The following is a 21495-nucleotide window of genomic DNA, read 5'->3' on the forward strand; positions in this document are numbered from 1 at the left end:
TCCCCATGTCCCCGCATCTGTTTCATCTCCCTTATCGCCACTTACTGCTTCAACCCTTAACGCCACTACCTGTTTCTGTAGGTACAATGTAACGTTGTAAAAACAAAAATAGTAATAATACTGGGGCGATCGCAATCACTGAGCCAGCAGCTACCAACCGCCAATCAAGGGAAAATGTACCTGCTAGTTTTGCAACTCCCAAGGGAAGAGTATATAAATTTTCGTCTTGGATGACAATTAAAGGCCACAAAAAGTCACTCCAAGCACCAATGAATACAAAAATCGCTAAAGTTACCAGTGCTGGGCGAACTGCTGGTAACATAATATGCCACCACAATCCTAACTCTGAGCTGCCATCCATGCGGGCGGCTTCTTCTATTTCTTTTGGGACACTCATAAAAGCTTGGCGCAACAGAAAAATGCCAAAGGCAGAAGCTAAACTCGGAAAAATCATCCCTAAATAACTATTTGTCAAACCCAACTGGACTGTCAAAATATAGAGGGGAATCATCACGATTTGGAAGGGAATCATAATCGTGGAGACAATCGCTATAAAAATCCAGTCTCGCCCCACAAAGGACAATCTTGCTAACGGATAGGCAGCTAAGGCGCAAAACAGCAGATTTAAGCCTACAGTCAGCACTGATACTAAAGTACTGTTATAGAGGTATTGCCCAAAAGGTAGAGAGTTCCACACACTAGAGAAGTTATTTAGTGTCGGTTGACTGGGTAGCAACTGTGGCGGCGACTGAAAAATATTTTCCGTAGGCGATTTTAAGGATGTGCTAATTAGCCATAGTAAAGGAAAGAGCATCAACAGTGCGATCGTTCCCAATACTGCATACATTAGTATAATCTGCGATCGTGATTTTTTCCAGTTCAGCATTTGATTAATATAGGAAATTATCTTTTTTTTAAATTAACTTATCTTTTATCACAAGCGGTTATATCTGGTGTCAAATATTAGGTGGATGCTCACCCATTCTTACCCACATTTTCCGCACACGAATCAATTGCAGACGATTCATTTTTAAAGCCAAAATTGTTGCTCTTCCTACAGATGTAATTCCGATAATTTCTGTAGCATCATCATTCCAAGCAAAATGGTATGTCCACAATTGCTGTTGGGGATTAAATAATTTAACCTCATCTTGAGTATTGGGATCAGTTGCTGTTTGACGAGTTGCTTTATAACGATTACAAGATGAACAAGCCAAACAGAGATTTTCAAATACAGTTTCCCCACCAGCAGATAGGGGAATGATATGCTCAAATTCAAAAGTAGTGACTGTTAAAGCTTCAGCAGTGCGACAGTAAGCACAACAATCAGCAAAATAATTACGAATTTCCTTTTTTAATTCAACAGGAATGTAAACACTCACGCTACTTGCTGTTTATTTTGAAAAATATTTAAGGTATATCTAGCTCTAGTTTTAAGAATATTTAATTGGTCAACCTGCGCCAATAATCTGTCTAAGGTTTCGGTTTCGTCATGTGACAAATCATTCTCAGAGTTTTTAATTAATAATTCCTGTAATTGTATCTGAGCTTTGGGAGATAAATAACTTTCTGCCAAAGCTTGCAACTCATCTAGGTTTAAACCAATCAATAATTCAGAATCTACAGATAAGTTGGTTAGCTGTTGGTAAGTTTCTAAATCTAATAGTACTCCAACTTTTTCTCCCTGTGCGTTAGTGACATACTGAACTGAGTCAGACATAGCTTTACTTAAGAATTTGGTTAATTTTATCGTAACCTATCATCAAAAATACGGTTAAAGCAATTCAAGATCCCCGACTTCTTCAATAAGTCGCAATCTAAATCCATATAGATGTAGAGACGTAAATCTTACGCCTCTACAAGAGTTTTGGTTGCAAAACTTATAAATTTTATACATCAAATCAGAAACATCAAAAATCGGATCTAATCAAGTAGGCTTATAGCCTATCATCCTACAGTTTGAAGCCAATTCACAGTAGTTAATCTTCAACCGCTACATAAGGTTGTGGTTCCCGCAAGCGTTGGGCAATTTGTTCTCGTCGATACTTTGCAAGTTCGCTATAAAGCCTCTTGCGAGAGAGATTCACACTTCCAACAGGTTCATGCTCTAGCAGTGTATGCCAAGGGGAAAATAGCAAACCCTCATCTAAGCGTTTGCGTTCTTCAAAGTCAAATTTCTGACTAGGAATGCGGACAGTTGCAACTTTTATAAATGGTGAATCTGCTTCCTGCCATTCTGTAATGTGGTCTTCAATCGGCGTTTTTTCATCGTCTACATAAAACTGAATGAAGAAGTCAAAAGATGCTTCTCGACCTTCTTCAGTCAAATATTTGACTAGCGTTTCTCGCAGGTAATTTTCTGATTCTGGAAGTGTTTCTGGTGGTTGTTCCGGTTGTTGAGATTTGACAGATAATTTGACAATGCGACTACCAAATTTAAACGGAGCCATGCTCCAATATTGAATCAAAAGCGGATTTCCTACCTTTTGGCTACCAATTTTTTGCAAGATAGCAAAGGCGTAACCAAGTTCTTCCAGCCGTTCTGGGGTAAGTTGTCCACTACCTGCTTTGGAGAGATCCGCGTAATCACGAACGTCTTTGGCCAAAAAAGTAGGATAATTGTTGAGTATAAAATCTTGAGTTTTTTCTTCATCATCCAGCACTTTCTGCCCGTCCACATTCATCACCTTGATGGCTATACCGCGAACATCAGGTTGGCTATCGGAGTGGAATTTACCACGTTTTTCAGGCGAACCACCACTAGAGAACCGAATCCATGTAGGATAGGTTTGGGGCGTTTTGAATAAACCTACTCTCAGGTCTTCAGGAAGATTCGGTTCAATAATAAACTCTCCCCAAAGGAGTCCATGACTTTTGCTATGAATTTGGCGGAGGTCTGGGCCGGTTTTTTGTTGAGCTTGAAGACTACTTGCGATAATCTCCTCAATTATTGCTTCTTGCTCAGTGGTAGATGACGTTGGGTTAGTCATAAAACATTTGATAATGTGTCTTCATTATCCTGAATCCTTCAGCCTTTCTGAGTCAATCCGGTTTCCGTAGAAACAGCTTGTAGTGGTTTATCCCAAGGTTCAATAGGTATTTGGGGCAAATAGGCAAAATCAAAGACAATTCCGATAGTCGGCTTTGTCTGCCACTGCGGTAAACTGAGCAAGCGATCGTAATATCCGCCGCCATAACCTAAACGATATCCTTGATAGTCGCAAGCTACACTAGGGACGAGAATCAAATCTACTTCCGCAGCATCTAAAATTGGAGCGTCGGGGTGAGGTTCAGTAATGCCATAAGCGCCGCTTTGGACAGAATCATCAGGTGTCCAAATATGCCAACACAGAGATTTTTCAACGCAGCGAGGAAATCCCCAACGGTATTTGGTGTTTGCAAATAGGGGACTGAGGTCAGGTTCTTGGCGAAAGCTGAAATAAGCGAGGATTGTTTTTGCTTGGGTAAACAAAGTAGAGTTTTGTAAATGAGAGCATAAGCGATCGCTTTTTTCTCTCCATTCTGCAACGGACATTGATTGACGTGTTTTGAGTAGAGTGCGGCGTAGTTCTGCTTTATTTAGTTGATGATTAACTTTGTCCATAAAAATTTATATCGCCAAATAAATAAGCTGGGCATCGCCCAGCTTAAGTACACTACACTCATTAGTACATCGTTATGCAGCGTGTTGACGATACCACTCAATGGTATTTTTTAGCCCCTCTTCAAAGCTCACCTGAGCGGTGAAATTAAAGGCAAGATTCGCCCGTTCAGTATCTAAACAGCGACGGGGTTGACCATTAGGCTTGTCAGTTTGCCAAACAATTTCCCCCTTAAACTCCATCAATTCGGCGATTAGAGTTACTAAATCAAGGATGGAGATTTCATAACCGGTTCCCAAGTTAACTGGTTCCGATTCGTTATATAATTGAGTCCCCAAAACAATCCCCCTCGCTGCATCTTCTGAATACAGAAACTCACGGGTAGGACTGCCATCACCCCAAACTGGAAGTTGCTTTTCTGCTTTAATTTGGGCTTCATGAACTTTGCGAACTAATGCAGGAATCACATGGGAACTTCCAGGGTCAAAGTTATCTTCTGGTCCATACAAATTTACTGGCAGTAGATAAATCCCATTAAAACCGTACTGCTGACGGTAAGATTGCAATTGAACTAAAAGCGCTTTTTTGGCAATTCCGTAAGGGGCGTTGGTTTCCTCTGGGTAGCCATTCCAAAGATCATCTTCTTTGAATGGTACGGGAGTGAATTTAGGATAGGCGCAGATTGTGCCAACACAAACAAATTTTTCTACTCCAGCTTGATAGGCAGCGTGGATTAGCTGGGTTCCCATAATCAAGTTATCGTAGAACAGCTCGGCGGGTTTTTCGCGGTTCAAACCAATACCACCGACATGAGCTGCTAGGTGAATAATGATGTCTTGCTGGTCAACTGCACGTTGGCTATTTTCCCATACACGCAAATCGGAATCACGCGATCGCGGTATCGTAATCTTCTCACGATCAGCCCCAGCTTTACACAGTTGATCTATCACCTGACGACCTAGAAACCCTGACCCACCGGTGACGAGAATGCGTTTATTTTTTAATTCTAAGGCGGTCATATTTTTATCCTCTGTGGTGTAAATCAGAAGTGTAAAGCGCCCAGTTGTTGACGAATAGTCGCAATATCATTTGGAAATTGCGAACCATTACCATTAGGTGAAGTGTGACCCAATGCTTGTAAGTCTGCTTCTACCATTAAGGAAACTAGTTCTTCAAAGGTTACTGATGGTGCCCAGCCTAAATTCTGGCGTGCTTTGGTAGAATCGCCAATCAACAGTTCTACTTCAGATGGACGGAGGTAACGCTCATCAAACTCTACATAATCTTGCCAATTGAGATTCACATAACTAAATGCTAGTTCCAAAAACTCCCGCACTGAATGGGTTTCACCAGTAGCAATTACGTAATCATCTGGCTGATCTTTCTGCAACATCAACCACATTGCTTTGACGTAATCCTTCGCATAACCCCAATCTCGCTTGGCATCTAGATTACCCATGTAAATCTTTTTCTGCTTACCAGCAACGATACCAGCCACGGCTCTTGTAATTTTACGGGTTACAAAGGTTTCACCCCGCCGTGGTGACTCGTGGTTAAAAAGTATGCCGTTACAAGCAAATAAATTATAAGACTCACGATAATTTACAGTTTGCCAGTGGGCGTAAGCTTTTGCACAGGCATAGGGACTACGGGGATAAAAGGGCGTTGTCTCAGTTTGAGGTACTGCTTGTACTAAACCATACATTTCTGAAGAACCCGCCTGGTAAAATCGTACCTGAATACCAGTACGATGTTGGTAGTCTCGAATTGCTTCCAACAGACGCAGTGTTCCCATTCCTACAGCATCCACCGTGTATTCTGGTGAATCAAAGCTGACTCTAACATGGGATTGAGCGCCGAGGTTGTAAATCTCTACTGGCTTGACTTCTTCTAAAATACGCCGCAACGTCGTACCATCTGTCAAGTCTCCGTAGTGAAGAAACAACCGCACTCCATCTTTGTGGGGATCTTCGTAAATGTGATCGATGCGGTCTGTGTTGAAGGTAGAAGTCCGGCGAATGATGCCATGAACCTCATAACCTTGTTCCAGCAAAAACTCACTCAGATATGAACCATCTTGACCAGTAATACCAGTAATTAACGCTCGCTTCTGTTGCGTCATGCTCAATTATACCTTATTGTCTTTGATTAAAAAGTTACAGGCAATCTCATACAACCTAGCAACTAATTGCTCAATTGCCTAATGGGAAACCTACGAGTTCTTGTTGCCATGAAAATTTTTACGTAAATAAATATACTTAATAAAAAGTAATTTAACACGTAAGTCCAACCTTAGTAGAGCAAGATTGTTTAATTATACTTATGTATTAATTATGTATATTTTTTCTTATACCAAATAAATTAAGATTCTTTTCGTACATCTTGTTATTTTTGTCAAAACTTCACATATCTCTGATTTTGTGAAGACTGAATCAATATAGATATTTGAAATTTAGACTTTCGGCAAAAATCTAAATCAGGGCAAAAGGAGCCACTGATAAACACTCAGAGAATTCTGAGTTAAGTAGAATTACACAAAATATGGATAATTATATAAATAAAGATGAACAATTTTTGACTTTTAGGGAAATAATTGCTATTTAGGGGCATTAACTGCCCCACAGAATCAACCCTAAGTAGCTACTCAGTATGCCCCGTTATTTTTGGGCAAAATGACCACATCAACAGTTTTCAAGATGATCCATAAATCAAGCCAGAAATTCCGAAATTTGACATAATGCAGGTCTATTTGGACTCGCCGAGGGTAGGGAATGTCATTACGCCCAGATACCTGCCACAAACCAGTAATTCCTGGACGGATTGTTAAAATCTCATCAATGTGACAACCGTATTTTGGCAGTTCTTCTGCTACCAAGGGTCGAGGGCCGACTACACTCATGTCCCCTTTTAAAACGTTCCAGAACTGAGGAAATTCGTCTAAGCTAGTAATTCGCAAAAATTGACCAATTTTGGTTATGCGGGGGTCTTGTTTGAGCTTAAAACTGCTTTCAAATTCTTGTCGCAATTCGGGCGATGTTTCCATCATTTGCATGAGGATTTCGTCTGCATTGCTTACCATTGTTCGGAATTTAATACAATTAAACGCTTTGTAATTTTTTCCTACCCGTTCCTGGACATAAAATATTGGGCCTTCTGAGCTGAAGGCAATCAGCAAAGCCAAAATTAAGTAGACGGGGAAGAACAAAATTAATACCGATAGCGAAAACACTATATCGAACAGTCGTTTGGCAAACTCTCCGTTTAAACCCTGAAAAGATAAACCTTTAGGTTTAACTTTTGGAGTCTTTGTTTTTTGACCGCGTTTTAAGAAAGTACGCGTAGACGCTTTAGTGTCTTGCCGTACGCCCCGCTTGCCGGAGAGGAGTGAGCTCTGGGCAGTCATCATACTCCTTAATAATCCACACCACACATAGTCCCAATATTAAAGCCAAAATGAGGTTCTTCTGGGGGAAATTGCCAAAAGCCTAAAAAAATAAGACGTTAACCAAGACCATTATTGCGAAAACGGTCTTTTTTCGTTGCATTTGTTTACAAAGTCTAGATAACGCTCGGCAAAGATTTGCGGTGAAAACTGTGCGGCGTGCGATCGCATATACTCGGAACTGAACGAACCCTGATAAACTTCAAACTTTTCTACTGCCTCCACTAAAGCTGCCTCTGTTTGCGTCCTGAAAAATATACCTGTCCCTGTATCCACACAAGAGTGGATATCTCGCACTGTTTCTAGAGCGCCTCCTGCACCGTAAGCAATCACTGGCGTGCCGCAAGCCTGTGCTTCCACTAGGGCAATCCCAAAATCTTCACAGGCTGCATATACAAAAGCTTTAGCCCTAGACATATATTTTTTTACCACATTATCGGGTTGCCATCCCAGTATTTGGATGTTGGAGTTTGCCATCTCACGAATTTTGTTCATTTCATCTCCTGTACCAATGACTACTAATGGTCGTTTTAGTTGATTAAAAGCCTTGACAATCAACGATATTTGCTTGTAGCTTACCAACCGAGAAACTGTCAGGTAAAAGTCCTCTTTTTCAGATAAAAATGGAAATTCCGCAATATTCACTGGTGGGTAAATGACTGTTGCTTCTCGCCGATAGCAACGCCAAATCCGCCGAGCTGTATGCTGTGAGTTGGCAATGAAGTAATCAACGCGATTGGCACTCAATACATCCCACTGACGCAAACGATGTAATAAATATCGCGTCACCCACCCAGGTAAGCCACTACCTAGTTTGCTGTGGCGCAGATAATCAAAAGTCAAGTCCCAGGCATAGCGCATAGGGCTGTGACAGTAGCAAATATGCATCTGTTCGGGAGTGGTCAGGATTCCTTTGGCAACAGCGTGAGATGAAGACAGTATTACATCATAATGCCGCAAATCAAGTTGTTCAATTGCCAAAGGCCACAAAGGCAAGTATTTTTGTATACCGTTACGGGCATAGGGAAAGTTCTGGAGAAACGTCTTGCCAATTTGACGCTTATATAAATAACTTTCTCTATTGCTGGATTCAAAATCGATGAGAGCATACAAATCAGCATCAATGTGATTCAAAATTTCTCGTACAACGAGTTCTGAACCACCGGTGGCTTTGGGTGTCAGCCACTCATGAACTAGAGCATATTTTAAGGGCACAGCTAAACAATTCAAAATTCAAAATTCAAAATTCAAGATAGTTTTCTTAGACTCCGACTAAAAAGTTTCCTCTTGTGATTAATGAATGGGAAGCGCCCCAGATTAGCACATAAGACGGTATCTTTCTCTGAGAGGTTCCAGATGGATGCTGCAACCTGATAATCTCAGATTGGGAATGGGGCATTGAAAAGAGGCAGAGGGGCAGGGTGCAGGGGGCGGAGGGGAAAATTCTTCTCCCTGCTCCCAGTCCCCAGTCCCTACTCTACTCCCCAATCCTTTGATGAAAACTGATATATAAAGGGTGAATTTATGCGAATTCTGATTATGGGTGGTACTCGGTTCATTGGTATCTATTTAACTCAACTACTAGTGGAACAAGGACATGAGGTGGTGTTGTTCAATCGTGGGAATCGACCAGCACCTTCTTTACAGGGAGTAGGACAAATTATAGGCGATCGCACAGATGCTACTCAATTAAAGGCAAAGTTATCACAAGAAAACTTTGATGTTATTTTTGACAATAACGCGCGGGAACTTACTGATACTCAACCACTAGCAGAGATTTTTCAAGACCGAGTGCAACATTTTGTGTATATGAGTTCTGCGGGAGTTTATCTCAAATCTGACCAATTGCCCCACATAGAAGGCGATCCAGTAGATCCCAAAAGTCGGCATAAGGGCAAGCATGAAACAGAAACTTACCTGACTCAATTGGGATTGCCCTTCACTTCGATTCGTCCTACTTATATTTACGGGCCTCGTAATTATAATGAGTTGGAAGGCTGGTTTTTTGACAGAATTGTGCGCGATCGCCCCATTCCTATCCCCGGAAATGGCCTGCATATCACCCAGCTAGGTCATGTAAAAGACTTGGCACTAGCAATGACTCAGGTTTTGGGTAATAAACAAGCCATAGGACAGATTTATAATATCTCTGGCGATCGCTTTGTCACTTTTGATGGTTTAGCCCGTGCTAGTGCTGTAGCGGCTGGTAAATCACCCGATGCTATAAAAATCGTCCACTACGACCCGAAAAAGTTTGATTTCGGCAAGCGCAAAGCTTTTCCAATGCGGGTACAGCATTTCTTTGCTTCGGTGAATAAAGCGCAAACAGAATTAAACTGGCATCCTGAATATGATTTGATTTCTGGGTTACAAGACTCTCTAGAAAATGATTATTTGGCTAATGCAAAAGATAAAACCGATGTTGATTTCTCTGTAGATGAGGAGATTTTACAAGCTTTGTGAGTAAAGATGTTTAGGGGCAGATAGCGATATGCCCCTTGCATCTTCATAACTCATCAGGGTTAACGCCTAACTCTCGCAGTTGTGCTGCTAATCTGTTAGCACGTTGACTTTCTCGTTCAAGGGGTGTGGGAAGCCAATTCCCACTGGCATCATACCAACGTAGCCACAATCGCTCAATTCCTTGGTAAGAACCTTGCCAAAGTCCTAAGCCTAGTTCCAAACCCGGCATCCACACTCGTGGGGTACTCAAGTCCAATTCGCTGTAGCGGTCTGCAACTAATTGGAATACTTGGAGCTTGTCAGTGTAGCGGTCAAATACAATGTAGTAAGGAACTCGCAAAATCCGCTCATAAACTTCCCATTTGGTCGGTGGTTGGTTTATCTCCCGCAGAGTTTGTCCTAAGTCTTCTTTTTCAGTGCCAGGAGAAAGCAATTCTACCACTACAAAAGGAGCAACTCCTTCTTGCCAAATGACATAACTCAGACGCAAGTTTTGCTGTTCGTAGAGACGCGAAACTCCCACAGCAGCAAACCAGTCTGGGCGTTTGTACCACAGTGTATGCCGGAGGTCATAATAGAGGTTTAAGTCAGTGGCAACAAAAACCTCCTCTGCTGGATAGTTAGGCGGATAAAAGGTTTCGCGCAGAAGTTGGGGTTGAAAAAGGTGAAATTCGTCAGGCAAACCAGAGTCCTCCGGGTATTCACTGGGAAGATCATACATGGTGGGTAGGGTTTCTTTTGCAGGACGAGGCGGGTCTGTTTGGTACATAAGGGAAATTTTGACCGACTAACTTTACTTATTATGTCAATCTAATAAATAAAATACCAATTTAATAGCATCTATCTCTAAAATTTTCCCAGGTTTTAAATCCATATTCACCAGAATATTTTATCGGTTTAATCTTGTTATTAAATATATGAACACAACACCCTCTAAAAGAGAAAGAGATGAAATACTTAAGTGCTTGAATCGTAACCGCCAGATGTTATTAGATTTATATAAAATCAATATATCGCTTACAATACTAATGGAATAATTGCTCATAACGAGAACTTACGAGAAGTTTTAGCGTTAGCTAATGCTGCAAAACAGCCTTTTTTAATTTACCTAGTTCCGCGTCGCACTGCTTCTATAGAAATTTACCAATTCGCTTCCGCACCGTTGATCGTCATGATTGGCAACCAAATTATAGCGTGATTTTAAAACACGGAGATATAGAATATAATACAACAATGTTAGTAGATTCTGGTGCGAAATTAAGTTTAATTTCATTAAAAGTTGGTCAATATTTAGGCTATGCTTTGGCTGATTCAGAATCAACTTTGTTGGCAGAAACTATAGGTGGCAGAGTTGAGTATGTTTTACGTAATGTCGAAATGACAATTGATGAACACAATTTTATTACTCTTGTCGTATGGTTACAAACCAATAGAGGCGGAGAACAATTGCTTTTAGGGGGAGAAGTTGTATTTGATAAATTTAATATTGAATTTAGGCAAGCTGAGGAGCAAATTATTTTTACATGGCGTGAAGATTTGAAATCATAAATTATCCAACATTGTGGGGTGGGTATCTTGCCTGCCATACAGACTGGGCGGGCGAGACGCCCACCCCACAGGAGTTAATTGGATATTTTTTTATTTGGAAGTCCCTTATCTGGAAGAAGTTGATACCCCGAATATTGTGGGCGGTCTTTCATCTCAGCACTCTTCATAACTCTTCTGCTTGGGTAAGCGGGAAGATTTCACCAGCCAAGTATGCTTGAAAGTGCTTTTGGAAGTATAACCAGGAAGTCATATCTTCGCCATCTATCAATGCTTTTGGGGCTTTTTTATATAGAGGAATACGGTTATTAATTTCGTCTTGCAGCACTGGGGGTAGTTCTGTTAAACCATTGACTTTGCTGCCAACAGCACTGTAGATAAGTTGACCGGGGCGATCGCCCATTTTCATCCAAGGAAGCCATTGACCAATTCTATCCCAACTCAGTTTGAGTTCAGAAACCGAGGAAAGTGCTGGATTGAATAAATCTGTGGTTGGCACTGTTAATTTAAACAATTCCGCCGCCTGATAAATTGGATTTGGGCTGTATTCGGCAAATTTGGGATCGCCTGCTAAGGGATTAGGGTAATGGGGAAATATATCAAAAACGAAGGTTGTGCTGTCACCATCTACTTGTGCGGGAAAATTTCCCTCAAACCTTCCCTGCACAGGATTATTGGCAACGTGAATCACTGGAACTGTCTCGCCTGTCCAAGGATTCTCCCATTTGGGTAAGATTTCATCTGTTTTTGGATTGAGGTAATAAGTTAGTTCCCTAGAAGTAAAATCCCAGCTACCTTCTGCTGTGGGAATACATCGGCTAACACTCAATCCCAGGATTTTAAACAGGAGTTGTCTTTTTTCACCGGGAATAAAAGCGTAAATTTTACCTTTCCAAATCAGGAAAGTAGATTCGCTAGGATCGAGGGAAGAACGAGTTTTAACCCAGTGCTGGGCTTCAAGTTCTTGGATTTGGGCAACCATCTAAAGCATCCTTTGTATTTCGATAACAAAAGAATAAGCTATCAGCATTCAAGTTGCATCTTTGTCATTTGTCAAAAACTAATGCCCCATGCCCTATTTTAATTGCTCGAAGAACAGCTTCAGTTTATTCTCATCTAATTTGCCATTGCTACGAACCGCGCTACACAAATCTAGTCCGAAAGGAGCAACTTGTTTGACTGCGATGTCTACGACGGGCTACGCCTACGCAACATTCTCAGGTTTTAACCCTCCAGCTAAGAAAATTGGCACGTTTACCTGCTCACGGATTTTAGCGCTCAAGTTCCAGTCGTGTAAGCGTCCTGTGCCGCCCAACTCTTTAATCAGCAGTGATTGATTACCGGAATCCAATAAAATTGCATCTACGTAGGGTGCTACACTGATTGCCTCGTCTAGAGATTTTTCGGTAGTGACGTGAATTACCTGGACAATAGAGATCCCAGGTAAGGCATCTCGGATATCTTGATAGCTTCCTGATTCTAAGCAATCGCAGATTTGCACAGTATTTGTCCCACAGCGCGTTACCTGCTGAATAATCTCTTGGGCATCAAGGCTCGAAGTAAGTAAAAAAGTAGCGATTGGGGGTGGTACACAAGCCGCAATTTTGGCGATTAGTTCTTCAGGGATGACACCAGGGCCACTCGGCATATAAGAAACCAAACCGAGTGCAGATGCACCGCAACGAATAGCAATCCATGCTTCTTCTATGCTGCTGATACAGCAAATTTTGACTCTTGGGTTTGCAGTTCTTTCCATTCTTTCCTAACTCCCAAAGCCCTAGTTTCTTAAAAGTAGTTGACAAAAACGGCAACATCTAGATTTAGAATAAGCCTTGAAACTGATAGTTTAAAGGAAAAGGGGCAAAAAAGCAGGGAGGTAGAAGGGCAGAAAAGATATATTTTGAAATGTAAAAATCAGCCTTTGAACTCCGTTAATGAGTCTTTAATACTCGTGAGCAAGCATAAAAACTACTTAGGAAAATCCAAGAAATAAATTATACAATATTGTGGGGTGGGCAACATGAGCGCCCAGTCCATAGGGCGGGCGAGACGCCCACCCCACAAGAGTTAATTGAATATTTTTTTATTTGGAAGTCCCTTAACTCTTTCGCCCAATCCCCAGTCCCCAGTCCCCAGTCCCCAATGCCCAAATCAATTAAACTGATTCAGAAAATTGCTCATCCAGACGGCGAAACAAAAACACCCAAAGTGGTAGGGAACTATTAATCGCAATCAGTCGCACTAAATGACCAGTTGTCACAATTTCAACATTATGATTCAATGCTAGAGAAACCAGGATCATTTCTGCCGATCCTCCTGGTGCTGTGACTAGCAGACAGGTTAACCAATCCCAAGAGGTTAATTGCATCGCAAGTATAGCAGCGATCGCTCCGGCTACGAGGGTCATGCCTACAGATATCAAGGCGTAGCCAACAGTCTGTTTTCTAAAGTTGGGTTTGTCTCCCCAATATTCACCAATAGTAATTCCCAAGAGCATTTGACCCAATAAGTTAATTAAAGGCGGCGGACTAAAGCTAATATCACCCACAAAAGGCAGCGAATGTAGCAAAGGATTAAACCCGATGCCAATCAACAATGCACCAAAGAAATCACCAGCAGGAATTTTAAACAATATCGCTGGATAAACTACTAATCCAGTGATTACCAGTATTAACAAGAGTAATTCTAGTTGAGATGGATCGAGATTGAGCCAAGTACTGTTGATTGAGAGTGTTTGAGGATAGTAACTACCAGCTGATGTCCTAGCGATGAAGGGAATTAGAACAACTACAGAGGTGACGCGAATCGCCTGAACTAGAGCAACCAAGCTAACATTTTTATTGTAATCGGCGGCGATCGCTGCCATAATTCCCACACCACCTGGAACTGTAGCTAGCATTGCTGTCAATAGATTGGTTTTGCTGATGCGGGAGTAAATGTAACCAATACAGCTACCACTCAGCAGCATAAATAAGGTAAGAAAAATAAAAATGGGAATACCAGAAGCAACACTAGCTAGATTAGCGTGGGCATTGGAAGCGCCAACGGTTAAGCCGACAAGTGCCATTCCGACTTTTCTAGCAGTGCGGTTAGGTTGGGGGGAATATTGATAAAGAATTCGACACCCTTGAAGAACCAGTGTACCAGCAGCAATCCCGCCGAATATCCAGGCAATTCTGCCAATTTGGAACTTGGCCAGGAGTAAACCCAGAGGTAATGCCAGAAGCATTTCCAAGATCAGGACAATTAGTTGCTTTGCAAATAACTGCTGTTTGGTAACAATAGGATTTTCATGAGTATGTTCTTCCAGGTTGGGAGTCACACTTGGGCTTTGATTCATCTATACAAGCTTTCTGATTAATTTAACTTATGTACTCAAACTAATGCGATCGCACAAGATACAGCAGTTTGCTTTTTAACAAACTCCGTGGGTTTAAGTCCCCCGGTTCAATAACCGACAAGTTTTGGGTCGGGGTCTAAATCCCCGGACGCGACGCTCGAGTACTCGCTTGCCGCCGGCGCTATCGCAGACTCGCTTTGCGCGTCGCTTTCACAAAACTTAATTACGAATTACGAATTACGAATTATTTAAGTTAGGTACAAAATGCCAGACTCACGCATTAGATATAATTCTGAAATTTGGCAGGATATGCGAGTGGATAGTTACTGTGATTTCCACTAACTGGCAAGAGTTATTGTTGAATCTGCTGTTTCCTTTTCAGAATTTTGTGCATTGTCAACCTCAAGACTTCGGAGCAGTTCTCGAATGACATCTGTTGCTGGCCTTCCTGTAAAAGTACAGTAGCGTTCAAGTTTCTTCATTTCCTCGGTTGTGAGATTTACTGTCAGTCGTTTAACAGCCCATTTTTTCTTCATGATCCTTCTTTTGTCTTTAATTTGCTTTTGATCAAAATCACCAAGTCATTACGATTACTCCCGTAGTGCATAGCCTACACCACGGACTGTATGAATCAAACGCTTTTCATTATTTTCTTCCAACTTGAGTCGCAGATAACGAATATAAACCTCAATAATATTAGAATCACCCATGAAATCGTAACCCCAAACTTTCTCTAAAATTTGATCTCTAGTAAACACTTGACGGGGATGTGAAAGGAGATATTCTAATAAGTCAAACTCTTTTGCTGTTAACTCAATGCTTCGTTTATCCCGAAATACTTCACGGGTGCGGCGATTTAAGCTTAAATCTTCAAATTGCAACAAATCCTCGTCTGTTTCTTGGGTGCGGCGGAGATGGGCGCGAATTCTAGCTAGTAGTTCCTCAATGCTGAAAGGTTTAACTACATAATCATCGGCTCCTGCATCTAATCCTGCCACGCGATCGCTCACTTCATCTTTTGCTGTTAACAAAATCACTGGTACTGTACTCCCTGTTGCTCGCAAACGGCGACAAATTTCCAAACCTGTCAAGCCTGGAAGCATCCAATCCAGAATCGCTAAATCTGGTGATGAGTCTCTGGCTAGGGTTAAACCAGCAATACCATCATGGGCTACACTAACTTTGTATCCTTCACTACTAAGTTCTAATTCGACAAATCGCGCCAGTTTAACTTCATCTTCCACCAAAAGGATATGTGCTGTCATATTTTTGCTCCTAAAGTAGGTAATGTTAGATTAACAATTCAAAATTCGCAACGAAGTTTTTCTGTCATACACACTATGTCTGCAATCAAATCAAGAAGTCGAGAATCTAAATCTTTATAGCAATCCTAAATAGACATCTCCAGAAATTAAATATGCGTTATCCCGAATCCTTGTAGAGACGTAGCAGTGCTACGTCTCTACATTCATTTTCGGAGATGTCTAATGAGTCATGAACTAAAATATCCCCGACTTCTTCAAGAAATCGGGGATTTGCTCCTCTCGGTGGAGAGCAAATCAGATAGGACTGCTATATATAGGTAAACTGATTGTAAATATACTACCTTCTCCTAATTTAGATTGCACACTGACACTACCCCCCATACCTTCTACAAGTGTCTTGACAATCGATAAACCCAAACCACAACCTCCAGTAGTATGAGAGCGAGATTCATCTACACGGTAAAATCTCTCAAATATCCGTGCTTGGTGCTGTAAAGGAATGCCATAGCCTTTGTCACAAACTTGAATAATTGCCTTGTCTTGAAGCTGATTTAACTTAAAAATTATGGGTGTATCAGCTTCAGAATACTTAACAGCATTATCAATTAAGTTTAATAACACTTGTTTGAGGCGACTGTAGTCTGCTTTGATCTCAATTGGATAAATCTTTGACTCAATTGTAATTGTGCGATCGCTATATTTTTCTGCCATCATTACAACTTCTTCAACCAATTCATTAAGTACATAAGATTTCATCTGAAAGTATAAATAACCACTATCGGCTCGTGCCAAATCAAGTAAATCTTGCAATAAGCGGATAGTGCGTTCCGCTTCTGATGCCGCAGTTTCTAAAGCTTCTTGCTGGGTTTGGGTTAAGTTATTCTGCCTTCGTAAGACACTTTGCAAATAACCATGTACAATTGTCAAAGGTGTGCGTAGTTCGTGAGAAACATTACTCACAAATTCTCGCTCTTGCTCCCATGATTGGGAGAGACGTGATAACAGCATGTTTAAAGTTTGAGCTAATTCTTTAACTTCGCTGGGTGCATTATCAAGATATAGCTGTGCTTGTCCTAAATCTTCAGCAGAAATCACAGAAGTCATTTGATTTAGCTGGCGTAGGGGTTGCAGAGAACGTTTGATATAAAGTGCGATCGCAGCAGTTAAAAAAATAATTGCCAAAATACTAGTAATACCTAAATTCTGCACCATTCCCACAAACATTTTCTGTTCGCGGGTAATATCTTTGACTACAAATAACTCACCGATAAACTTCCCCTGCACTTGCACAGAACTACCACATAAAACAAAATAGCTTTGGTTTACTTTGTAAACTTGTGCTTTAATCGGCATCTTCGTCAGGGACATTAACTCCGTAACCGTAGTATCAGATAATAAATTTAAATTAGCAGATTTTACTAAAATTTTATTATCAGGACTTTTTAGCCATAATAATGTGTTGGTATTTCCCAAATTATTAATAGCCTTTTGTAACCCAGTTTCCGGCTGCATCATTTCACTATAAATTTGTACATCTTGCGGCAAGCGCTTGGCAATTTGTTCTATATTATATTTATGACTATCAACTAAAATTTGCTGCATTTTCCAGCTAGTCCATGTAGCGAGACTACCTAATACCAAAGCGGAAAATGATGCAATACCAATGGTGAGGCGTGACTGTAAGGAAAATGGATCTATATTTATCCAAACTTTTATGATTTGCTTCACTGTTCTGGTTGCACTTGATGGGTTTAATAAGGTTTGATCGAGAAAATCAGACTGCTAAATGTAAAGTTACTGTCAACCGCGACATCTTTAGTTATAGCTGATTTGAACTTACCTCTGTTGCATACCTACAGTGAAAAGTGCAGCCATTCCAAAAAGATTGCTAAATATTTTTATTTCATCGCTCTCTTAACTCTAGAAATCCTGGTCTAATAATAATCTAAATGCATTTAGTGGTAATTAAATTAATTTGCGCTGAGAATTACCTTAAAATATTTAATAATTATCTTGATTACTAAATTTTTTACCTCAGTTACTTGCAAACTGCTATATCTTTTTTATGATTTGGCAAATTGGCAACTCTGAGACAATTAACTGTGTTATTTTCAATGCTATACAAGGTGTGTTTGCACTTTCAAGCTATTTAGACGGGCTGCAACCCGTCTTTATTTATCGCTAGTTTTCTTTAACCGCTCGCGGAAGCTCTTAATAGGGTGGAATAGGAGCCTGCGTACCACTACGGAGAAACAAGCTATGCCCCACGTCTCATAGATAGCCTCTGGGATCTCCCTAAAGAACTCCAAGAAATAAATTATCCAATATTGTGGGGTGGGCATCTTGCCCGCTCTATGAACTGGGCGGGCAAGATGCCATTGGTGTCAACTTAACGTGAAAACTAGCGTAGTAAAAGCTTTTAGATATTGTCTCGTTCCCAGTCTCCGACTGGGAATGCCATCCTAGAGGCTCCGCCTCGCTTGCTGGCGGCAGAGCCACCAGGAGCAGCATTTCCAGCCGGAGGCTGGAAACGAGGTTTTAAAGGAGTTTCAGCTTAAGTTGACACCAATGGCAAGATGCCCACCCCACAAGAGTTAATTGGATATTTTTTTTCAGTCCCTAAGTGGAGTGAGTAGCTTTGGTTAGGCGGAATTATCAACAAGTACCTAAAATCACAGCCAGCCACTTTTCAAACAACTTCATGAAAGCGGATGCAGTATTGTTAAATGAAAACTATGTCTGGTTTCAGTTTTCAGATACCGTTCTTGCAAAGGTTGCCACTGCTGCCACGACTGGTAACGATTTTCAGTTAACAAAGTAGCAAGGGTGGGCAACTGAGTCTGAATTTCTGACTTGAAAACATCTGTAAGCCAGTCAGTTAAAACTGCACTATCTTGCATCGTACCCAAAATTTCTTGGATATTTTTCACTTCTTCAATATAAGCTGCGTAAGACTCACCATATAAGTCACTAAATAACTCCATTTGGTAGCGTACGCGTTTCGCTTCTTTTCGCAGACTATGAAGACTTTCGCCTTCTGTCGTCAATTGTTGTTCTATCTTTTCTGGTTCCCAATTTTTCTGTATTTTAACTTCTGAGTTGACAAATTCAGTGCCAACTAGCCAACCCGGATGCAATAAGAAGTTACTCACTTCTGGTAAAAGTAAGTCTGGTAGTACTTGCTGAATCGTGACAGATCCCAAAGGTTGATAATTGGGTTTCTCTAACCATTTATCTAGGGCATCTTTTAGAGACTTGTAAGATTCATCTTTTAACGTTTTCTGCACACTCGATAGTACATCTTCACGTTGTTTAGCTAAAGCTGTGAAAGCTGTTTGCAAAGATTCTTGCTCTTTGCGGGGTAAGTTTGGTTTGTAATTGTTTTCCAAACTTTCTTTGAGTACATCTAAATCTCGCAGATTACCAAGACGACGGGCTATTTTACCAATATTTTTATCACTGATTGGTTTGGATACATCCACTGCGAGTCCAAACCGAGTTACGGCTGTCCGTAAGCGGCGCATTCCCACTCGCATTTGATGCAGCGCTTCTGGATCTTCATCTTTCTTCACTGATTTTTCCCACTTCAAGGTTTTCTTAAAGTGTTTTTGAATCGCTTGGTAGGCGTAGTCCCCTAGAGTTTTTACTGTGGGTTGTGTAGCTAATTTCATAATTGATCTGAATGACTACCTCATGAGGTTATTGCATAATAACATTAGTTAAAAATTTGCATCTGTTTTTGATATTTTTTTAGGCAATCAGGATTGCTAAGTATATTTATGACTATTGATATAGGACTCATATTTGATTTCTGAAATATACGTAGGGTGCGTTACGCCAAAGGCTAACGCACCAGTTAACGATTTAGGTGCGTTAGGCTACGCCATAACACACCCTACAGATACTTAGATTTTTTCAGAAATCAAATCGCACTCCTAATAGTTTCATAGCTTTTGATAAATACACATTATCTATCAATCGCAATAGCATAGTTTATACTGGCGATTTGATCTGAACTATAGCTATTGGAAGATTATTAAAGAGGTTGGGTAGATTATAATAGCACGATTTGCATTTTTGTAACTATCAAGATAATTTCAAATCCTAGATTTGCATTGTATCAATCAAGTTTTCTTGACTTTTGTAGATAATTTTAAAGAACATAGAGAAGAGTTATCGGAAATGTCGTTAACATATCAGAAATATTTATACTTGGGGTTAGATGAAACCTCAAGTATTAAGCGTCTATCTTTGGTTGATACTGATAGATTTACAGATGATCAACAATTTCGAGTAGCAGAGTTTATCAATTTTGGATTGATAATAAATTTGGATGGGTAATCTTTCCTGCTGTATGCGGTAGTTTTAGATGTTAGTAGAAATTGCTTGTACGGGACAGGTAGGGATACACTGTTCGCAGACGATACAGCGCGATCGCGTGAATGTCAATTTGTACGTCTCTGGGTGGAGGGTGAGGGCTTCGGTAGGACAAACCCCAGTACACAAGCCACAGTGGACACATACATCCTCGTCGATCGCAATTTCGCCTAGTGTAGAAGAAACGTTAACATGGCGCGATCGCATCCACTCGATGGCCGCATCTAATTGATCGATATCTCCCGATAGTTCTACTACTAGTTTGCCAATTTGATTTGGAGCAACTTGGGCGCGGATAATATTGGCGGCGACGTTGAACTCTTTAGCCAGTACATAAGTGACTGGCATTTGCACAGCGCGTTTCGGGAAGGTAAGCGTGACTCGTTTTTTCACAGGTTTAGCAGAAGGTTTTTTCTGTTGTAGCGTATTAAGAGTTTTATCAGCCCTTCCCTGCGGTAAGTTTCGCAAACGGGTAAGGCAAAAGAAGACGTTGCTTCCTACTTCAACATACATAGCACCATTTTCAAAAATCTTTGCAACACATAAATCGGCTATCGGAGTTTACAGATGTACGCCCTGCTAGATCAGGTCTTTCGTGCAATAGCATTAGACTATAGCAATCCGTGCAGGAGTTACGAACAAAAAGATCCCCGACTTCTTGAAGAAGTCGGGGATCTAAACCTCTCTATACTAGTAAAATCTGTAAGTAAGATAATATAATATATATTTCATGGAATTACTAATAACTAATTAATGAAATCCAAACAGATAGCTAAGAGATTTAATGACGCTTAAATAAAAATTACCTTCTCTTTCGCGGAATAGTTCAAAAGCAGAACCAGGTGTGCCGAAAAACGGTCTGAGAGTCCATCCTAACTGACTGCCTACGAAAGCGTAAAGAAATAGCCAAAATTGTAAAATCTTCTGGCGGGTTTTACTACCTTCATCATCTTGTTCTAAAACTAAACTCGTGGCTTGATATAAAGACGAAATCCCAATAAATCCAGTTATGGCAAAGATAAAGACATTTAACAAAATTAAAAATTGGTAATTATTGGTGGTAATTAAGAAAAACAGTGTGATTGGTGCAAAGCTAAATAAAAGTACGCTTGTGACTGAAACCGCAGTTAAGACTAATGCTAAATGCTGTCCAAAAGTCCGCTTGGAACCAAAAATAATGTTAGCAAAATATAACGTCGGGATACAAATCAAAAGTGTGATTAAATAAAGGGCTGGGAGTTTAATAGCGGAAGATATAGCCTGCATCCAGCTATGGTATGCACCAATGATTCCGCCATAGGCAGCGATAAATAAGGAACTGCAAACCAGCAGCGAAATGATTTTATTTGGTAATCTTATCCCTTGACGAACCTCCTCTAGAAAACCTTGGCGATCGCGCAAGAATCCAATCAGTACTGCAAAGTATTTGACTCCTGATGATTTCCGTTCTATCATGTTATC

At 40.7% G+C, this 21495-nt stretch carries 24 protein-coding genes; 5 read left to right on the plus strand and 19 right to left on the minus strand.

Annotated elements, in window-relative coordinates; translation table 11 throughout:
* Positions 1-49: 49 nt before the first annotated feature.
* The 9 genes from V7K76_RS05970 to V7K76_RS06010 form a co-directional block, all read right to left on the minus strand.
* The gene (locus V7K76_RS05970; RefSeq protein WP_334774764.1) at positions 50-886 is read right to left on the minus strand and encodes a carbohydrate ABC transporter permease; all 837 of its coding nucleotides are present in this window, start codon (positions 884-886) and stop codon (positions 50-52) included.
* Between the two features lie 70 nt (positions 887-956).
* Entirely contained in the window at positions 957-1382 is a 426-nt protein-coding gene (locus tag V7K76_RS05975) for an HNH endonuclease (RefSeq protein ID WP_334774763.1), read from the minus strand.
* Positions 1379-1720, minus strand: a complete 342-nt coding sequence (locus tag V7K76_RS05980) for a hypothetical protein (protein ID WP_099099383.1) — start codon at positions 1718-1720, stop codon at positions 1379-1381. Before V7K76_RS05980 ends, V7K76_RS05975 begins: the two co-directional genes overlap by 4 nt.
* Before the next feature lie 259 nt (positions 1721-1979).
* On the minus strand, positions 1980-2990 hold the full coding sequence (locus V7K76_RS05985; protein ID WP_335029721.1) for a catalase family protein: 1011 nt from the start codon (positions 2988-2990) through the stop codon (positions 1980-1982).
* Between the two features lie 38 nt (positions 2991-3028).
* A complete protein-coding gene (locus V7K76_RS05990) occupies positions 3029-3604 on the minus strand; it encodes a 5-formyltetrahydrofolate cyclo-ligase (protein ID WP_334774761.1) in 576 nt (191 codons plus the stop codon).
* A 72-nt stretch (positions 3605-3676) separates the two neighbouring features.
* Positions 3677-4621, minus strand: coding sequence for a GDP-L-fucose synthase family protein (locus V7K76_RS05995; RefSeq protein ID WP_334774760.1), 945 nt, complete (start codon positions 4619-4621; stop codon positions 3677-3679).
* A 23-nt stretch (positions 4622-4644) separates the two neighbouring features.
* Complete coding sequence (gene gmd / locus V7K76_RS06000; RefSeq protein WP_334774759.1) at positions 4645-5724, minus strand: GDP-mannose 4,6-dehydratase; 1080 nt, start codon at positions 5722-5724, stop codon at positions 4645-4647.
* 522 nt (positions 5725-6246) lie between these two features.
* A complete protein-coding gene (locus V7K76_RS06005; protein ID WP_179069115.1) occupies positions 6247-7005 on the minus strand; it encodes a sugar transferase in 759 nt (252 codons plus the stop codon).
* A gap of 111 nt (positions 7006-7116) precedes the next feature.
* Entirely contained in the window at positions 7117-8259 is a 1143-nt protein-coding gene (locus tag V7K76_RS06010; RefSeq protein WP_334774911.1) for a glycosyltransferase, read from the minus strand.
* Positions 8260-8568: 309 nt separating this feature from the next.
* Between V7K76_RS06010 and V7K76_RS06015 the strand changes: the two genes are divergently transcribed.
* Positions 8569-9507, plus strand: coding sequence for an NAD-dependent epimerase/dehydratase family protein (locus V7K76_RS06015; protein ID WP_334774758.1), 939 nt, complete (start codon positions 8569-8571; stop codon positions 9505-9507).
* A 43-nt stretch (positions 9508-9550) separates the two neighbouring features.
* Here V7K76_RS06015 and V7K76_RS06020 read toward each other — a convergent pair whose 3' ends face one another.
* Positions 9551-10276, minus strand: coding sequence for a Uma2 family endonuclease (locus V7K76_RS06020; RefSeq protein WP_334774757.1), 726 nt, complete (start codon positions 10274-10276; stop codon positions 9551-9553).
* Positions 10277-10543: 267 nt separating this feature from the next.
* Here V7K76_RS06020 and V7K76_RS06025 point away from each other — a divergent pair, with 267 nt between their 5' ends.
* Complete coding sequence (locus V7K76_RS06025) at positions 10544-10705, plus strand: hypothetical protein (protein ID WP_334953849.1); 162 nt, start codon at positions 10544-10546, stop codon at positions 10703-10705.
* Positions 10702-11055: a retropepsin-like aspartic protease gene (locus V7K76_RS06030; protein ID WP_334774756.1), complete on the plus strand. Its 354-nt coding sequence runs from the start codon at positions 10702-10704 to the stop codon at positions 11053-11055. Before V7K76_RS06025 ends, V7K76_RS06030 begins: the two co-directional genes overlap by 4 nt.
* A gap of 163 nt (positions 11056-11218) precedes the next feature.
* Here V7K76_RS06030 and V7K76_RS06035 read toward each other — a convergent pair whose 3' ends face one another.
* The 6 genes from V7K76_RS06035 to V7K76_RS06060 all read right to left on the minus strand — a co-directional run bounded on the left by V7K76_RS06035 (position 11219) and on the right by V7K76_RS06060 (position 17385).
* Positions 11219-12034, minus strand: a complete 816-nt coding sequence (locus tag V7K76_RS06035; RefSeq protein WP_334774755.1) for a DUF1838 domain-containing protein — start codon at positions 12032-12034, stop codon at positions 11219-11221.
* Positions 12035-12256: 222 nt separating this feature from the next.
* The gene (locus tag V7K76_RS06040) at positions 12257-12808 is read right to left on the minus strand and encodes a phosphoribosylanthranilate isomerase (RefSeq protein ID WP_334774754.1); all 552 of its coding nucleotides are present in this window, start codon (positions 12806-12808) and stop codon (positions 12257-12259) included.
* Positions 12809-13207: 399 nt separating this feature from the next.
* Positions 13208-14392, minus strand: coding sequence for an AbrB family transcriptional regulator (locus V7K76_RS06045; RefSeq protein ID WP_334774751.1), 1185 nt, complete (start codon positions 14390-14392; stop codon positions 13208-13210).
* A gap of 338 nt (positions 14393-14730) precedes the next feature.
* The gene (locus V7K76_RS06050; RefSeq protein ID WP_334774750.1) at positions 14731-14928 is read right to left on the minus strand and encodes a CopG family transcriptional regulator; all 198 of its coding nucleotides are present in this window, start codon (positions 14926-14928) and stop codon (positions 14731-14733) included.
* Between the two features lie 54 nt (positions 14929-14982).
* Positions 14983-15657, minus strand: a complete 675-nt coding sequence (locus tag V7K76_RS06055; RefSeq protein ID WP_334774749.1) for a response regulator transcription factor — start codon at positions 15655-15657, stop codon at positions 14983-14985.
* A gap of 294 nt (positions 15658-15951) precedes the next feature.
* Positions 15952-17385, minus strand: coding sequence for a sensor histidine kinase (locus V7K76_RS06060; protein WP_334774748.1), 1434 nt, complete (start codon positions 17383-17385; stop codon positions 15952-15954).
* A 698-nt stretch (positions 17386-18083) separates the two neighbouring features.
* Here V7K76_RS06060 and V7K76_RS06065 point away from each other — a divergent pair.
* Positions 18084-18215, plus strand: coding sequence for a hypothetical protein (locus V7K76_RS06065; RefSeq protein ID WP_334952104.1), 132 nt, complete (start codon positions 18084-18086; stop codon positions 18213-18215).
* A gap of 141 nt (positions 18216-18356) precedes the next feature.
* Here the strand turns inward: V7K76_RS06065 and V7K76_RS06070 are convergent, their stop codons facing one another.
* Complete coding sequence (locus V7K76_RS06070; RefSeq protein WP_334774746.1) at positions 18357-19328, minus strand: CHAD domain-containing protein; 972 nt, start codon at positions 19326-19328, stop codon at positions 18357-18359.
* Between the two features lie 511 nt (positions 19329-19839).
* Here V7K76_RS06070 and V7K76_RS06075 point away from each other — a divergent pair.
* On the plus strand, positions 19840-19998 hold the full coding sequence (locus V7K76_RS06075; protein WP_334774909.1) for a DUF3616 domain-containing protein: 159 nt from the start codon (positions 19840-19842) through the stop codon (positions 19996-19998).
* Between the two features lie 24 nt (positions 19999-20022).
* Here the strand turns inward: V7K76_RS06075 and V7K76_RS06080 are convergent, their stop codons facing one another.
* Together V7K76_RS06080 and V7K76_RS06085 are read right to left on the minus strand one after the other, a co-directional pair.
* Entirely contained in the window at positions 20023-20427 is a 405-nt protein-coding gene (locus V7K76_RS06080; protein ID WP_334774908.1) for an NIL domain-containing protein, read from the minus strand.
* 357 nt (positions 20428-20784) lie between these two features.
* Positions 20785-21489, minus strand: a complete 705-nt coding sequence (locus V7K76_RS06085) for an actin-binding WH2 domain-containing protein (protein ID WP_334774745.1) — start codon at positions 21487-21489, stop codon at positions 20785-20787.
* Positions 21490-21495 lie beyond the last annotated feature (6 nt).

Origin of the sequence: Nostoc sp. (genome assembly GCF_036917975.1) — a bacterium.
GTDB lineage: Bacteria > Cyanobacteriota > Cyanobacteriia > Cyanobacteriales > Nostocaceae > Nostoc.

Bases quoted from the DNA above. Each gene is read 5' to 3' on its own strand.
- V7K76_RS06020 (WP_334774757.1), bottom strand. From the start codon at position 10,276: ATGTACCAAACAGACCCGCCTCGTCCTGCAAAAGAAACCCTACCCACC.
- V7K76_RS06040 (WP_334774754.1), bottom strand. From the start codon at position 12,808: ATGGAAAGAACTGCAAACCCAAGAGTCAAAATTTGCTGTATCAGCAGC.
- V7K76_RS06070 (WP_334774746.1), bottom strand. From the start codon at position 19,328: ATGAAATTAGCTACACAACCCACAGTAAAAACTCTAGGGGACTACGCC.
- V7K76_RS06050 (WP_334774750.1), bottom strand. From the start codon at position 14,928: ATGAAGAAAAAATGGGCTGTTAAACGACTGACAGTAAATCTCACAACC.
- V7K76_RS05970 (WP_334774764.1), bottom strand. From the start codon at position 886: ATGCTGAACTGGAAAAAATCACGATCGCAGATTATACTAATGTATGCA.
- V7K76_RS05985 (WP_335029721.1), bottom strand. From the start codon at position 2,990: ATGACTAACCCAACGTCATCTACCACTGAGCAAGAAGCAATAATTGAG.
- V7K76_RS05995 (WP_334774760.1), bottom strand. From the start codon at position 4,621: ATGACCGCCTTAGAATTAAAAAATAAACGCATTCTCGTCACCGGTGGG.
- V7K76_RS05990 (WP_334774761.1), bottom strand. From the start codon at position 3,604: ATGGACAAAGTTAATCATCAACTAAATAAAGCAGAACTACGCCGCACT.
- V7K76_RS06045 (WP_334774751.1), bottom strand. From the start codon at position 14,392: ATGAATCAAAGCCCAAGTGTGACTCCCAACCTGGAAGAACATACTCAT.
- V7K76_RS06015 (WP_334774758.1), top strand. From the start codon at position 8,569: ATGCGAATTCTGATTATGGGTGGTACTCGGTTCATTGGTATCTATTTA.
- V7K76_RS06085 (WP_334774745.1), bottom strand. From the start codon at position 21,489: ATGATAGAACGGAAATCATCAGGAGTCAAATACTTTGCAGTACTGATT.
- V7K76_RS06035 (WP_334774755.1), bottom strand. From the start codon at position 12,034: ATGGTTGCCCAAATCCAAGAACTTGAAGCCCAGCACTGGGTTAAAACT.
- V7K76_RS06055 (WP_334774749.1), bottom strand. From the start codon at position 15,657: ATGACAGCACATATCCTTTTGGTGGAAGATGAAGTTAAACTGGCGCGA.
- V7K76_RS05980 (WP_099099383.1), bottom strand. From the start codon at position 1,720: ATGTCTGACTCAGTTCAGTATGTCACTAACGCACAGGGAGAAAAAGTT.
- V7K76_RS06005 (WP_179069115.1), bottom strand. From the start codon at position 7,005: ATGACTGCCCAGAGCTCACTCCTCTCCGGCAAGCGGGGCGTACGGCAA.
- gmd (WP_334774759.1), bottom strand. From the start codon at position 5,724: ATGACGCAACAGAAGCGAGCGTTAATTACTGGTATTACTGGTCAAGAT.
- V7K76_RS06075 (WP_334774909.1), top strand. From the start codon at position 19,840: ATGTCGTTAACATATCAGAAATATTTATACTTGGGGTTAGATGAAACC.